14 protein-coding genes and 1 tRNA gene are annotated in these 13,883 nt (G+C 68.5%); 1 reads left to right on the plus strand and 14 read right to left on the minus strand.

Translation table 11 applies throughout. From position 1 onward, the window contains the following. Window positions 1-51: 51 nt before the first annotated feature. Window positions 52-1,575 carry a SulP family inorganic anion transporter gene (locus tag ABD206_RS06715; protein ID WP_344070645.1) on the plus strand — a complete coding sequence of 508 codons (1,524 nt, stop codon included), beginning with the start codon at window positions 52-54 and terminating at the stop codon, window positions 1,573-1,575. Window positions 1,576-1,578: 3 nt separating this feature from the next. Here the strand turns inward: ABD206_RS06715 and ABD206_RS06720 are convergent, their stop codons facing one another. The 14 genes from ABD206_RS06720 to ABD206_RS06785 all read right to left on the minus strand — a co-directional run bounded on the left by ABD206_RS06720 (window position 1,579) and on the right by ABD206_RS06785 (window position 13,805). After that, a complete protein-coding gene (locus ABD206_RS06720) occupies window positions 1,579-2,082 on the minus strand; it encodes a GNAT family N-acetyltransferase (RefSeq protein ID WP_344070647.1) in 504 nt (167 codons plus the stop codon). Window position 2,083: 1 nt separating this feature from the next. Continuing rightward, window positions 2,084-2,156 (minus strand) — tRNA-Leu (locus ABD206_RS06725). A 30-nt stretch (window positions 2,157-2,186) separates the two neighbouring features. Further along, window positions 2,187-3,566: an NAD(P)/FAD-dependent oxidoreductase gene (locus tag ABD206_RS06730; RefSeq protein WP_344070649.1), complete on the minus strand. Its 1,380-nt coding sequence runs from the start codon at window positions 3,564-3,566 to the stop codon at window positions 2,187-2,189. 22 nt (window positions 3,567-3,588) lie between these two features. Beyond that, window positions 3,589-4,857 (minus strand): S8 family serine peptidase, encoded by a 1,269-nt coding sequence (locus ABD206_RS06735; protein ID WP_425561165.1) that lies wholly within the window; start codon window positions 4,855-4,857, stop codon window positions 3,589-3,591. Next, the gene (locus tag ABD206_RS06740; RefSeq protein WP_344070650.1) at window positions 4,854-5,372 is read right to left on the minus strand and encodes a DUF501 domain-containing protein; all 519 of its coding nucleotides are present in this window, start codon (window positions 5,370-5,372) and stop codon (window positions 4,854-4,856) included. The genes ABD206_RS06735 and ABD206_RS06740 overlap by 4 nt, the downstream gene beginning before the upstream one ends. A 116-nt stretch (window positions 5,373-5,488) precedes the next feature. Next, window positions 5,489-6,046, minus strand: a complete 558-nt coding sequence (locus ABD206_RS06745; protein ID WP_344070653.1) for an FtsB family cell division protein — start codon at window positions 6,044-6,046, stop codon at window positions 5,489-5,491. Between the two features lie 33 nt (window positions 6,047-6,079). Beyond that, window positions 6,080-7,360 (minus strand): phosphopyruvate hydratase, encoded by a 1,281-nt coding sequence (gene eno / locus ABD206_RS06750; protein ID WP_344070655.1) that lies wholly within the window; start codon window positions 7,358-7,360, stop codon window positions 6,080-6,082. Window positions 7,361-7,647: 287 nt separating this feature from the next. Further along, on the minus strand, window positions 7,648-8,289 hold the full coding sequence (locus tag ABD206_RS06755; protein ID WP_344071454.1) for an O-methyltransferase: 642 nt from the start codon (window positions 8,287-8,289) through the stop codon (window positions 7,648-7,650). 58 nt (window positions 8,290-8,347) lie between these two features. Beyond that, a complete protein-coding gene (locus ABD206_RS06760; protein WP_344070657.1) occupies window positions 8,348-9,349 on the minus strand; it encodes a DUF1648 domain-containing protein in 1,002 nt (333 codons plus the stop codon). After that, window positions 9,339-9,695: a GntR family transcriptional regulator gene (locus tag ABD206_RS06765; RefSeq protein WP_344070659.1), complete on the minus strand. Its 357-nt coding sequence runs from the start codon at window positions 9,693-9,695 to the stop codon at window positions 9,339-9,341. The genes ABD206_RS06760 and ABD206_RS06765 overlap by 11 nt, the downstream gene beginning before the upstream one ends. Window positions 9,696-9,719: 24 nt before the next feature. Next, window positions 9,720-10,538, minus strand: a complete 819-nt coding sequence (locus ABD206_RS06770) for an SGNH/GDSL hydrolase family protein (RefSeq protein ID WP_344070661.1) — start codon at window positions 10,536-10,538, stop codon at window positions 9,720-9,722. A 58-nt stretch (window positions 10,539-10,596) separates the two neighbouring features. Then, window positions 10,597-11,853, minus strand: coding sequence for a histidine--tRNA ligase (gene hisS / locus ABD206_RS06775; RefSeq protein WP_344071456.1), 1,257 nt, complete (start codon window positions 11,851-11,853; stop codon window positions 10,597-10,599). A gap of 31 nt (window positions 11,854-11,884) precedes the next feature. Then, on the minus strand, window positions 11,885-12,574 hold the full coding sequence (locus ABD206_RS06780; protein ID WP_344070663.1) for a nucleoside triphosphate pyrophosphohydrolase: 690 nt from the start codon (window positions 12,572-12,574) through the stop codon (window positions 11,885-11,887). Window positions 12,575-12,584: 10 nt separating this feature from the next. Then, the gene (locus ABD206_RS06785; RefSeq protein WP_344070665.1) at window positions 12,585-13,805 is read right to left on the minus strand and encodes a Na+/H+ antiporter NhaA; all 1,221 of its coding nucleotides are present in this window, start codon (window positions 13,803-13,805) and stop codon (window positions 12,585-12,587) included. Window positions 13,806-13,883 lie beyond the last annotated feature (78 nt).

Below are 13,883 nucleotides of genomic sequence, written 5' to 3' on the forward strand. Positions count from 1 at the left end.
GCGCGGTGAAACTGTGAGTGCGGCGGAGATTCGCCGTAGGCTCGTCGGGTTATGACTGACGTCGCCTCACGCCCGGACCCCGCCAGCCGCTATCGCATCGAACCCACGGTGCTGCAGGCGCTCCGCAGCCCGCGTCTGCTGACACGGGAAGTGCTCGCTGGACTGGTCGTGGCCATCGCCCTCATTCCCGAGGCGATCGCGTTCTCGATCATCGCGGGCGTGGATCCGCGACTCGGGCTGTTCTCGTCGTTCATCATGGCCGTGGCGATCTCGTTCCTCGGCGGCAGGCCCGCGATGATCACCGCCGCCACCGGCGCCGTCGCCCTCGTGATCGCCCCCGTGGCCCGCGAGTACGGGATGGACTACTTCATCGCGACAGTGCTGCTGGCCGGCGCCATCCAGATCGTGCTGGCGGTGCTCGGGGTGGCGAAGCTGATGCGCTTCATCCCACGCAGCGTGATGGTCGGTTTCGTCAACGCGCTCGCGATCCTCATCTTCACCTCGCAGCTGCCGCATCTGATCGGCGTCCCCTGGCTCGTCTATCCGATGGTGGCGGTGGGTCTGCTCATCATGTACGTCATGCCGATGTGGACGAAGATCGTTCCGGCGCCGCTGGTCGCGATCATCCTCATCACAGCCGTCGCGGTGGTTTTCGGCCTCAGCGTCCCCACCGTCGGCGATCAGGGAGAGCTCCCCGAGAGCCTGCCGCAGCTGATCATCCCGAACGTCCCCCTCACCTGGGAGACCCTCCAGATCATCGCCCCCTACGCCGCCGCCATGGCCGTCGTCGGTCTTCTCGAGTCGCTCATGACCGCCAAACTCGTCGACGACATCACCGACACCCACTCGCGCAAGACACGCGAGGCGCTCGGCCAGGGTGGCGCGAACATCCTCTCGGGCCTGTTCGGCGGGATGGGCGGGTGCGCGATGATCGGTCAGACGATGATCAACGTCAAGGCCTCGGGCGCGCGCACGCGCATCTCGACCTTCCTGGCGGGCGTGTTCCTGTTGATCCTCGTGCTGGTCCTGGGCGATGTCGTGGCGGTGATCCCGATGGCGGCGTTGGTGGCGGTCATGATCGTCGTCTCGGTCGCGACCTTCGACTGGCACAGCATCCGCTGGTCCACCCTGCGCCGCATGCCCAAGAGCGAGACGATCGTCATGGTCATCACCGTCGGCATCACGGTGTGGACACACAACCTCGCGATCGGCGTCGTCGTCGGCGTGATCGCGGCGATGGTGCTCTTCGCTCGGCGCGTGGCCCACTTCGTCACCGTCCGACGCGAGGTGGATGCCGAAAGCACGGTGCCCAGCGCCCGCTACACCGTCGACGGCGAACTGTTCTTCGCCTCCAGCAACGACCTCACGACGATGTTCGAGTACGCCATCGACCCCGACCGGGTCGTGATCGACATGTCGAATTCGCACATCTGGGATGCGTCGACCGTCGCGGCCCTGGATGCGATCGTCACCAAGTATGAGCAGCACGGCAAGCGCGTCGTGCTCGAGGGCATGAACGAGGCGACGAGCCGGTTCCACGGACGTCTGTCAGGCGAGCTCGGCGCCGGGCTGTAGCGCTCACAACGCCCGAAACATCGCCGTCCGCGGCCAGCGGTCGAGGCCGACCGCTGCCTCGTGTTCACGAATCACGCGGAGACCATCGCTGAGCGCATCGGGTGGGATCTGTCGGAACCCGAGACGCTCGTAATACGGCGCGTTCCACGGAACCTCCGCGAAAGTGGTGAGTGTCAGACCGTTGAGCTCCTGCCCGCGCGCCCACTCCTCGACGTGGTCGATCAGAGCAGCGCCAAGGCCGCGACGCGCGTGCTCCGGAGCGACCGACACCTGCTCGATATGCGCCATCTTCTCGACCTGCCGTACTAGGATGTACGCGACCGGGCGGCCGTTCTCGTTGACCGTCACCCAGATCCGACCGGCGTCGATGTAGCCCGCAAGCTCTTCCCGACTCGGCGGAACATCCTCCGCGACCGCGCGCAGGCCGATCATCGTGAACGCCTGCCCCGCACTCCGCTCGACACCGCGGATCGCGGTGACATCTTCGGATCGGCCAAGACGGATCATGTGCCCCCGCTGGGACTCGAACCCAGACTGAAGCGATTTTAAGTCGCCTGCCTCTGCCATTGGGCTACGGGGGCGCCGATGTCCGGCTCCCCCACGCTAGCCGGTCAGGACGCGGCGGGCGTCTTCTCCGTGGGCGCCGTGGAGGCTGCCGGAGGCTTGGGCCGGGCGGCGAACTCCTCGAAGACATAACGGGGGCTCTGCACCGTCGACAGGTTGACGATGTCGCGGCCGAGCCAGAAGTTGTTCCACCAGCCCCACAGCACGCGCCACTTGCGCTCCCACGACGGCATCGCCAGGCCGTGGTAGCCACGGTGAGCGCACCAGGCGATGAAGCCCTTGAGCGCGATCTTCCCGGACTGGAAGACACCGCTGTAGAGACCGAGACCGGCGACCGCACCGAGGTTCTTGTGGATGTACTCGCGAGGCGCCTCGCCGCGCAGCACGGCGACCAGGTTCTTCGCGAGGAGCTTGGCCTGACGCACGGCATGCTGGGCGTTCGGCACGCAGTAGCCACCGACACCACCGCCGGTCAGATCGGGCACGGCAGAGATGTCACCCGCGGCCCAGGCACCCTCGACGACTTCCTCGTCGGTGCCCACACGCAGGTCGGCGCGGGTGCGGATGCGGCCACGCTCTTCCACCGGGAGGTCGCTGCCGCGCACCACGGTGGGGTTGGCCATGACGCCGGCGGTCCACACGATGATGTCGGAGGGGATCGACTCGCCCGTGGACAGCTCGACGATGCCGTCGACGGCGCCGGTGACCTGGGTGTCGAGGTGGATGGCTGCCCCTCGCTGGCCGAGCGACTTCATGACCCACTTGCTGGTCTCAAGCGAGACCTCGGGCATGATCCGCCCCATCGCCTCGATGAGGTGGAAGTGGGTCTCGTCGAACGAGAGCTCGGGGTACTTCTCCAGCAGTGCGGAGGCGATCGAACGCAACTCGGCGAACGCCTCGATGCCGGCGAACCCGCCACCGACGACGACGACCGTCAGCAGGCGCTCGCGCTCGGGGCCGGGAGGAAGGGTCGCGGCCTTGTCGAAGTTCGAGAAGAGTCGGTCACGGATAGCGACGGCCTCCTCGATGGTCTTGAGACCGATCGCGTTGTCGGCGATGCCGGGGATCGGGAAGGTGCGGGAGACGGCGCCGGCGGTCACGACGATCTGGTCGTAGCTCTCCTGCCACGGCTCCCCGTGCTCGGGTGTGATCGTCGCGGTGCGCGTGGCGTGGTCGATGCCGGTGACCTTGGCGGTCAGAACACGCGTGCGCTTGAGGTGCCGACGCAGGGAGACGACCGCGTGACGCGCCTCGATGGAACCCGCAGCCACTTCGGGCAGGAAGGGCTGGTACGTCATGTACGGAAGCGGGTCGACGATCGTGACCTGGGCCTCACCCTTGCGCAGGTGCTTTTCGAGCTTCCAAGCCGTGTAGAAGCCGGCGTACCCTCCACCGACGATCAGGATCTTGGGCGTGGTGGTGCTCACGATAGGAGAACTCCAGGTGTTTTCAACGGCGGGGCGCGCGGGACGCCAATCGGACGCGTCGGACAGCAGCGGTGACGCCGAGCCCCACCAGTATAGCCGCGAGGGTGGTCGCGGTGAGGGGAATGGTCGCGTACAGCAGAGTGTCCTCCGTGGGCAGCAGCGGATTGGCCTGGGCGGCAGCTTCATCGACCGGCGGCAATGGATCGATCTCGACCGGCGCGGTGGTCGCGGTCGGCTCCGGATCGGCAGCGGCGGCACGACGGTGCAGGCGGATCCATTCGGCCAGGCTTCCCAACGGGTTCGTGCTGACGGTCGGCACGATGGCATTCACCGCGGCGTTGGCATCGACGAGTCCATAGCCGTAGAGCGGGTCGGGCACCCAGGACACTCCCTCGACCGGTGTGGCCGTCTGGATGATGCGGTTGATGACGTCGTCCGCGTCAAGTTCGGGGTGGGCCGAGCGCACTAGGGCCGCGATCCCCGCGACGATGGGCGCGGCCCCACTCGTGCCGTTCCACTCCACGAGCGTCCCGTCTGCGGACACGCCCAGCAGGTCCTCGCTCGGCGCCGAGACGGCGATCGTGATGCCCTGCGTCGACGCGCCGACGCTCGCCACGCCGTCCCGGTCCACGCCACCCACGACCAGGACCCCCGGGATCGTGGCGGGTGCACCGACCACCGTCGTCCCGCTGTCGCGGTTGCCGGCCGCCGCCACGACGACGACATCGTGCTCGAAGGCGTACAGGAACGCGTCGTCCCAGCTCTCGTCCCACTCCTGCGTGTTGGTGGTGAACGACATGTTGATGATGTCGGCGCCGTTGTCGACGGCCCAGTAGATCGCGTCGGCGATCTCCTCGACGAACGGCACCGCGGAGGTACTGCCGAAACCCACCGAGATCGACAGCAGCTCCGCCTCGGGCGCGACGCCGATCATCCCGGTGTCCACGCCTGTGCCGCGAGATGCGGCCAGCGAGGCGACCCAGCTGCCGTGGTCGGTGTCGCGGGCGCCGACCGGGGTACGCCCATCGGCCGACCCCAGGCCCGAGACATCCGTGCCTCCGACGACGCCCGAGAACTCCACGGGGCCCTTTCCGATTCCCGTGTCGATGACCGCGATCGTCACCCCGGCACCCTTGGTCGTCTGCCACGCGTCGCGGACGCCGTAGTCGTCGAGCCAGTACTCCAGAGCGCGGATGGGGTCCGAGTCGACCGGGCTCGGCGAGGGCGTCGCGAAGCCCGTGAGGGTCGCGATCCCCGCCACTGCCAGTGCCGCCGCGACCAGCCGTCTCACGCGGGAGGCCCCGGAATCGCACACGTGCACCGCTCAGGAGACCACGTCGAGCGCGCAAGCACCGCGTCGCCGATCGGGTTCACTCCGGGACCGGCCGCGAGGGCGTGCGCCAGGAGGGCGTGCAGACACTTGATACGTGTGGGCATTCCACCGGCCGAGATGCCGGCGATCTCCTCGGGCTCGCCGTAGGCGCGTCGGTCGGCCAGATAGGCCTCGTGGGCCGCGCGATACGAGGCAGCCAGCTCCTCGTCTGCGGCGAGCTCGTCGGACAATTCGCGCATGACCTGCTCCGCTTCGAGCACCGACATCGCGACGGTTGCTCCGGGGTGGGTCAGGTAGTAGAAGGTCGGGAACGGCGTGCCGTCGTCAAGTCTCGGCGCGGTCGCCACGACCGTCGGGTTGCCGCAGACACAGCGCGCGGCGACTCCGACCACGCCGCGCGCCGGACGACCGAGCTGCGAGCGCAGCACCGCGAGTTCGGCGTCGGTCACCGGCGGATACGGAGGCGTGGGCACCTGTCCAGGCTAGCGATCGCCACCTGGGATCGCCCTGCGTGTGACGGAGCCGTTAACAAAGACGGAGCCGTTAGAGCCGTTGAGGAAAACAGAGCGCGCTGAGCGAACGGAGCGCGTCAGCCCGCGGGGGTCTCGGTCGTCGACGGTGTCGGATCGGGCACGCCGATCTCGATATCGATCACCGGCCCGGTAGCGATCTGGGCGAGACCGGCGGTCGTCACCGACCGGACGAGCTGCGACATCCACTCGGTCTGGGCCTCTTCGACCTCGTCGCTCACAGGTGCCTGTTCGGCCGGGATGGCATCGGCCGGGAGATCGTCGTCGACGAGGTAGACCACCTCGCCCGGTCGCACGTAGTACAGGCGCTCGCGGGCCTGGGTCGTGATGAACGCGGGATCCTTCCAGCTGTCGCGCTCCGCCTCGAGCGCCGCGATCTCGTCCTCGGTCAGCTGGACGGTCTGGGCGAGCGCTGCGATCTGCTGTCGCTGTTCGAGGTACGTGCCCACCGTGGGGACGAGCACGAAGGCGGCGAGGACGACGAGTCCCAGCATGATCACCATGAACCCCGACAGCCGGATGCCGCCCAGCCAGCGGCGCACGTCGACGCGACGCGGTGCGCGCGGCCGTCTGCGCGGGCCGCGGGGAGAACGAGAAGGGGGAGCCGGATCGGTCATCTCGGCTCCCCCTTCTGTCAGGATCGTGCGGGCTCAGCCCTTGTAGCGCGGGAAGGCACCGCGGCCGGCGAAGACCGCCGCGTCGCCGAGCTCCTCTTCAATGCGCAGGAGCTGATTGTATTTCGCGACGCGCTCGCTGCGGGCAGGCGCACCGGTCTTGATCTGACCGCAGTTCACCGCGACCGCGAGGTCGGCGATCGTGGTGTCCTCGGTCTCACCGGAGCGGTGCGACATCATCGAGCGGTACCCGTTCGAGGTGGCCAGGGCCACGGCATCCAGCGTCTCGGAGAGCGTGCCGATCTGGTTGACCTTCACGAGCAGCGCGTTGGCGACACCCAGGTCGATCCCCTGCTGCAGACGGCTGGGGTTGGTGACGAACAGGTCGTCGCCGACGAGCTGGACGCTCTTGCCGATCTTCTCGGTGAGGGCCTTCCACGCGTCCCAGTCGTCCTCGGCGAGCGCATCCTCGATCGTGACGATCGGGTAGTTCGCGACGAGGTCGGCGAAGTAATCGGTGAGCTTGTCGGCCGACCAGGGCTTGCCCTCGACGGTGTACACGCCGTCCTTGAAGAACTCGGTGGCCGCGACGTCCAGGCCCACGGCGATGTCGGTTCCGGGGGTGAAGCCGGCCTTCTCGATCGCCTTCATCAGGAAGTCCAGACCCTCGCGGTTGCTGGGGAGGTCAGGGGCGAAGCCGCCCTCGTCACCCAGGCCGGTCGCGAAGCCCGCGGCCTTCAGCTCGCCCTTCAGGACGTGGTAGGTCTCGGTGCCCCAGCGCAGCGAATCGGCGTAGGTCTCGGCGCCGATGGGCGCGAGGAAGAACTCCTGGAAGTCGATGCCGTTGTCGGCGTGCTCGCCGCCGTTGATGACGTTGAACAGCGGCACGGGCAGGACGTGGGCGTTCGGTCCGCCCAGGTAGCGGAACAGCGGCAGGTCGGCGCTGTCGGCGGCGGCCTTGGCGACCGCGAGGCTGACGCCGAGGATCGCGTTGGCGCCGGTGCGCGACTTGTTGTCGGTGCCGTCGGTCTCGATGAGGATCTCGTCGACGAGGCGCTGCTCGCTGGCATCCACACCCTCGATCGCAGGGCCGAGCTCGTCGATCACGGCGGCGACGGCCTTGAGGACGCCCTTACCGCTGTAGCGGCTCTTGTCGCCGTCGCGCAGCTCGTACGCCTCGAATGCGCCGGTGGATGCACCGGACGGGACGGCTGCCCGCTGGACGGTGCCGTCTTCGAGGAGGACTTCCACCTCGACGGTCGGGTTTCCGCGCGAATCGAGAATCTCGCGCGCGCCTACAGCCTCAATCAGTGCCACGAAGGACTCCTTGTGTCAGAGAGCAAATGTTGGAGCGACGTCGGTCCGGGTTCGAGTCTAGTGAGGACCAGAGCCGGGCCACAGACCCCCGGCCGGGACAACTCGACCAGGAAGAGGTGCAACTCGACCAGGGGAGGTGCAACTCGACCAGGGGAAGTGCAACTCGACCAGGGGAAGTGCAACTCGACCAGGGGAAGTGCAACTCGACCAGGGGAAGTGCAACTCGACCAGGGGAAGTGCAACTCGACCAGGGGAAGTGCAACTCGGCGAGGGGGGAAGGGGGCGGGTCAGGCGAGGAGGGCGAGGGCGATGCCGTCCCAGCCCTTGCGGTCCAGGGTCTGGAGTGCGGTTGCGTCGAACCGTGGGTCGTCTCGCAGCATTTCCAGGCTCGCGCGCACTCCCTGGATCTGGGAGTCGTCGGTATCGGCATCGGTCACCCGCGCCTCACGCCCGATGTTGTCGACCACCACCAGACCCCCGGACCGACCGAGGCGCGCGGCCCAATCCAGGTACAGGGTGTTCGACTCCTTGTCGGCGTCGATGAAGACGAGATCGAAGGGCTCCGTGCCCGAGAGGGTCGGCAACACGTGCTCACCGCGCCCGACGAGCACCTCCACGCGATCCGCCACGCCCGCTCGGAGCAGGTTGGACTGCGCGACCTGGGCGATGTCGGGCTCCGCCTCGATCGTGACGACTCTCCCGCCCTCGGGCAGGGCACGCGCCATCCAGATCGTCGAGTAGCCGCCGAGGGTCCCGATCTCGAGGATGCGGCGGGCGCGGATCATCCGTGCCAGCAGATGCAGCAGCTTGCCGTTCAGGGGCGCCACCTCGATGGAGGGCAGGTGCGCGGCATCCTGCACCGCGACGGCGCTCTCCAGCGCAGAGTCGTGCCCCACCAGGACGTCGGTCAGGTAGTCATCGAGCCGCATCCAGCTCTCGCGCGTCGGTTCTGCCACATCGACAGGCTTGCGGCTCGGTCACCGACCGTCAACCCGCGCTGACCGCCCGCCGCGCGTAGGCCTCCAGAAGACTCGCCCCCGTGCGGGCATCGTCGACGGTCACCGCGAAGGCCCGTCGGCCCGCGCGGGTCACCTCGATACCCTCCCCCGACCGGAGGACGATGCCGAACCGCCCGGGCACCAGCCGCACACCCCACCCGCCGAAATCCGCCATGGGCGAGATCTGCACGACGCTCGCGGCGACGACGTCTTCGACCGCGACGCGGAACCGAGGCGCACCGAAGACACCGGTCACGGTCAAACCCTCGCGGTCGACGCGCACGCGGAAGCGCGTCATGACCGCGACCAGCACGCCCACCACGACGGTCACGATGCCGAGGATCCACGTGACGCCCGCTGGGGCGGTGACCGCGGTGACGACGGTCGCCGCGACCAGGATCACGGTGGCGACCACAAGCGCGATGGCGCCGCTGCGCGATATCGACACGGCCTGCAGCCAGACCGCGTCCTCGCCGGGCGCCAGATCCAGCGGCGCGACGGCGGCAGGGCGCTCAGCGCGCCACGGCTCGTTCGGCTGCAGGAACCAGCCAAGGACGCCGGCGCCCATCGCGAGCGCGAACGACACGATCATCGCGACGACGATCGAGGGCGCCTCGGCGGCGTCCGCGATGCCGGCCTGCAGGACGAGGCTGGCGGTCGACAGCCCGGCCAGCAGCGCCGAGAGACCGAGTCCCAGCGCCGCCATGAGCCGGTACGCGCTCCCCCGGTCCCCGCGACGGAGTCCCGGGATCATCAGGCCCACCATGAGAGCGGGCAACCCGAGCCCGACGAGCACCGTGAGCAGCGGGTAGATCCACGCCGGACCGTAGGCGTCGGGGCGGCCATTCGCCCCCCAGTGCGTAGCGACCGGGTCGGGGAGCGATCCGAACATCGACACCTGGACGATGACGGCGACAGTGCACAGCAGCACTGGCAGCACCAGTCCCACGAGCACGAATCGCCGCAGGATGCGGGGGTCGTCAGACGTCATCCGAGATCTCCTTCATGAGTGATGCGAGCGTGCTCGCCGATATTCCGTGCGCCCGAGCCCGATGCACCATCTGCGCCATCTCGACGCGGAGCGCTGCCAGTGCCGTCGCGGAGTCGGTGACCACCGCTCCCCGGCCGCGGCGCAGATCGACCAGGCCCTCGTCGCGCAGGTCCTGGTACGCGCGCAGTACGGTGTGCAGATTGATCCCGAGCGATATGGCCAGCTCGCGGGCCGCGGGCAGCCGCTCGCCGACGCGCAGCACTCCGTCGGCGATCTGCGCGCGGATGGAAGCGGCAACCTGCGCGAAGAGCGGCTGCGCGTCATTCGGGTCGATGCGAATCAGCACGCATTAATTCTAGTTGAAATAGAACTATTGCAACAACTTGCCTCGCCGCTCATCGATCTCGCGCACCGCGTCGATCACCACGGGGACGAATGCCGAGGCCGTGCGCCGATAGCCCACGGCGCTCGGGTGGAAGCGGTCGAGGCTGAACATCTCGTCCGGCTCCGACAGAAACATCGGACCGACCGCGTGGCGCAGCGAGACCACGCGGGCGCCGGCCGTCGCGGCAGCCTCCGCCTGCGCGGCGGCGAGGCGATGCGACATCCGTCCCGCGAGGGTGCGCAAGGGTTGCGGAACCGGGCGCAGTGCGCTGAGGTCGGGACAGGTTCCGACGATCACCGCGGCGCCACGATCACGAAGCCGCGTCACCGCATCGACGAGGTACTCGACCGAGGTCGCCACCGGAATGCGGTGGGTCACGTCGTTGCCACCGACGATCACCAGTGCGACATCCGGCGAGTAGTCGGAGGGCAGCGCGTCGAGCTGGCCCACGAGATCCGCTGACTCGGATCCCACCACGGCGGCCGTCCGCAGCCGTACCGGTCGGGCGAGCGCCCGCCCCACCGACTTCGCGATCCGCGCGCCGAGCACGTCTTTGGGACGCTCGGCACCCAGTCCCGCCGCAATCGAATCCCCCACGATCAGCAGGTCGATGCACGCCCCGTCCTGCCGGCGCCGCCACACCCGGTCGGCGTCCGGTGCGATCTCACCGAGCGGCTTTCCGATCTGCCGTCGGGCGTGCGCGGCCTGGCGAGAGAGCACCTCGCGCGCCAGCGCCAGCGTGATCGCCGCGGTCAGGATGCTCGCAACAACGGTGACGACGAAGGCCCGAATCCGCGATCCCATGTCGCCATTGCACCCGGCGCGGGTGAACAATGCGTTACCCCCCCCCGCGCCCGTCCGTTCAGGACAGCGGCTTGAGTTCCAACGCGCCGGGGTCAGCCCCCGCGGCGAGGATGGCGAAGCTCGTGTACCCGTCGGCGGCGGCGCGATCCAAGAGTGCCTTGAGGTTCTTCGTGCGCTGCTCCAGACGAACCCGGGAACCGACCCGCACCAGCGCGGCTTTCGCCGCGACGAGTTCAGCCAGCGGCACATCACGATCGTGGATCAGCACTACCGCGTCCTCGTCAGCGTCGCTGCCGGCATCCAGCAAGTCGACGAGCCGCTCGAATCCGAGCGAGAACCCGACCGCGGGGACCTGCTGCCCGAGGAACCTGCCGATCATGCCGTCGTAGCGGCCGCCGCCACCCAGCGAGTACCCGACGCTCGGGTGCGCGAGCTCGAAGATCGTGCCGGTGTAGTACCCCATCCCGCGGACGAGGAACGGGTCGAACACCAGCGGGACCTCTCCCTCGCCGCGAGCCGCCGAGACGGCATCGCCGATGCCGACCAGGTGCGCCACGACCTCGTCCCCCACACCGTCGGGAAGCGCCGCACGGATCTGCCCCTCACCGAACGGGAGGGTCTGGCCATCGACCGGGCGCGACAGGAAGGCCTCGAAGGCCGCCACCGCTCCCTCGTCCGCGCCGCGCTCGCGCAGCTCGGCGACCACGCCTGCGGGTCCGATCTTGTCGAGCTTGTCGATCGTGATGAGCACGCCCGACTGCTCTTCGGGAGCGAATCCGAAGTGCGCGAGCATCGCCTCCAGCGCGCGTCGGTCGTTGACGCGCACCTGTGCTCCCTCCAACCCCAGCGCATCCACGGCGTCCAGCGACGCGACGATGAGCTCGGTCTCGGCGCGCGAGGTCGCGTCGCCGATGATGTCGATGTCGCACTGCACGAACTGCCGATATCGCCCCTTCTGGGGGCGCTCGGCGCGCCACACCGGGGCGATCTGGATCGCGCGGAACACCGTCGGCAGCTCGGCGCGGTGCGAGGCGAAAAAGCGCGCCAGCGGAACCGTCAGGTCGTAGCGGAGCCCGAGGTCGGAGAGCGCGGCCGGGTCATCCGCGGCTGCACGGATGCCGTCGGCATCCAGCCCCCGCCGGAGCACGTTGTAGGCGAGCTTCTCGTTGTCGCCGCCGATCCCGGCGTGCAGGCGCGCGTAGTCCTCGACGACGGGGGTCTCGATCTCGTCGAAACCGTGGGAACGGTAGACGGCGCGGATGAGCGCAAGGACGCGCTCACGACGGAGCTTGTCGGCAGGAAGGAAGTCGCGCATTCCGCGCGGCGGGTTGACTGCGGGCATCGTCCTATTCTCCCGGTTGCGGATGCGCGGTGCACGATTGCTCGACTGCGCGGATCTGCGCCGTGAGGGTTCGGAGCCTCTCCCGCAGAATCGTCTCGGCGTCCCAGCCGCGCTGGCGCGCCTGCGCGACCAGGGCCAGGAGCGCGTCACCGAGGGCAGCCTCGTCATCGATCACGAGACCTGTCTGCTCGGCATCGACGGGAGCGATCCGCGCATCGACCGACGCGGCCTTGCCGACCAGCTTCTGCGCGAGCGCGAGGCTCGGCATCCTCTCGGAGACACCGTCGAGCACGCTCGTGCGCTCGCGTTTCTCTTCGGCCTTGGCCGCGTTCCACAGCACAAGCACCTCGTCCGGGGTCCGCGCCGTCTTACCGCCGAAGACGTGCGGATGCCGGCGCACCATCTTGTCGGCGAGATCTCCCGCGACATCGTCGATGTCGAAGGGCTCGACCTCGTCGCGCGAGGCGATCTCGGCGTGGAAGAGCACCTGCCACAGGACATCTCCGAGCTCTTCGCGCAGGTCCGCGCGCGAGCCGACCTCGACGGCGTCGATGAGTTCGGCGCTCTCCTCGACCAGGTAGGGAACGAGATCGGCATGCTCGATCTGCTGGGTCCACACGCACCGATCGCGGACCTCCCGCATGGCGTCGACGGCGCGGCGCAGGCCATCCGCGTCGTCCCTCGGCTGGCTCATCGGCGGCCGATCAGCGGTACTCGGGGGTGTCGTCGAGATCCGCCGTCTCGGATCCCGAGTGCTCGTCCTCGACGATCTCGGCGCCGGTCTCATCGGCGGCACGGCGATACCCCGCCGCCCGGATCGACACGACAACGGCGGCAAGCAGCACCGAGATGAGCGAGCCGGCCAGGACGCCGAGCACGGCCTCATCTGTCAGGAGATCGTCGCCGGCGAAGGCGAGTTCGGACAGCAGGAGCGAGACGGTGAAGCCGATGCCGCCGAGCGCGCCGGCGGCGAGCAGATCGGCATAGGGCAATCGCGGAACGCTCGGATCATGCGCCACACGCTGCGAGATCCATCCGAACACCGAAATGCCGATGAGCTTGCCCACCGGCAGCGCGACGAGGATGCCCCAGAAGGCGGGCGAGAGTTCACCGAACGAGACCGCGGGGATCACGACCAGCGCCGAGGACATCGCGAACAGCGGCAACACGATCCCGTTGACCCACGGCTCCATCGCGTGGCGTGCGTGCAGCGCCGGTTGCTGCGACATGGCCAGTCCCAGCGCGACGCCGGCGATCGTGGCGTGGACACCGGAGAGGTAGACGAGCACCCAGGTGGCGATGCCCAGGAGCACGAGGACGATGCCGATGAGGGTGCCCGCCCGAGTGTCGAGCTTGCGGCTGAGGTAGCCGAAGATCACCACGAGCACGGCTGCCGCGACCAGCATGGCCAGATTCACCCCGTCGGTGAACAGGACCGCGATGAAGATGATCCCGACGATGTCGTCGAGGATCGCCAGGGCCAGCAGGAACACCCGAACGCCGGAGGGAAGTCCCCGCCCGAAGACGGCGAGCACGCCGAGCGCGAAGGCGATGTCGGTCGCGGTGGGGATCGGCCAGCCGTTCGCCGACTCGGTGCCCCATGAGAAGGCCAGGAAGATCGCGATGGGAACGATGACGCCGCCTGCGGCCGCGATCGCGGGCTGCACGGCCTTGCGCAGCGAATTGAGCTGGCCATTGGTCAGCTCGAACTGCAGTTCGACGGCCACCACGAAGAAGAACAGCACGAGCAAGCCGTCGGCGATCCAGTGACCGACCGAGAGCTCGAACACGCCCGGGATGCCGAGGTAGGTGTGTTGGACCTCGAGCGCAGCCTCGCCCCAGGGAGAGTTGGCGAGAGCGAGACCCACGATCGCCGCCAGCAGCAGCATGATCGCGGGAAAACGGGCGGAACGAAGCAACGACATAGAGTCCTCTCGGATCTGTCTTCGGGGTACAGCGGACAACGCCGACCAGACTTCCCGGCACTCCCTCCTGACGATCCT

Origin of the sequence: Microbacterium sediminicola, assembly GCF_039531125.1 — a bacterium.
In the GTDB taxonomy this organism is placed as follows: domain Bacteria; phylum Actinomycetota; class Actinomycetes; order Actinomycetales; family Microbacteriaceae; genus Microbacterium; species Microbacterium sediminicola.

Excerpts from the sequence above, each read along its gene's own strand:
- ABD206_RS06745 (WP_344070653.1), bottom strand. The coding sequence starts at position 6,046 with ATGACCGATCCGGCTCCCCCTTCTCGTTCTCCCCGCGGCCCGCGCAGA.
- ABD206_RS06780 (WP_344070663.1), bottom strand. The coding sequence starts at position 12,574 with ATGAGCCAGCCGAGGGACGACGCGGATGGCCTGCGCCGCGCCGTCGAC.
- ABD206_RS06770 (WP_344070661.1), bottom strand. The coding sequence starts at position 10,538 with ATGGGATCGCGGATTCGGGCCTTCGTCGTCACCGTTGTTGCGAGCATC.
- hisS (WP_344071456.1), bottom strand. The coding sequence starts at position 11,853 with ATGCGCGACTTCCTTCCTGCCGACAAGCTCCGTCGTGAGCGCGTCCTT.
- ABD206_RS06760 (WP_344070657.1), bottom strand. The coding sequence starts at position 9,349 with ATGACGTCTGACGACCCCCGCATCCTGCGGCGATTCGTGCTCGTGGGA.
- ABD206_RS06715 (WP_344070645.1), top strand. The coding sequence starts at position 52 with ATGACTGACGTCGCCTCACGCCCGGACCCCGCCAGCCGCTATCGCATC.
- ABD206_RS06720 (WP_344070647.1), bottom strand. The coding sequence starts at position 2,082 with ATGATCCGTCTTGGCCGATCCGAAGATGTCACCGCGATCCGCGGTGTC.
- ABD206_RS06785 (WP_344070665.1), bottom strand. The coding sequence starts at position 13,805 with ATGTCGTTGCTTCGTTCCGCCCGTTTTCCCGCGATCATGCTGCTGCTG.
- ABD206_RS06755 (WP_344071454.1), bottom strand. The coding sequence starts at position 8,289 with ATGCGGCTCGATGACTACCTGACCGACGTCCTGGTGGGGCACGACTCT.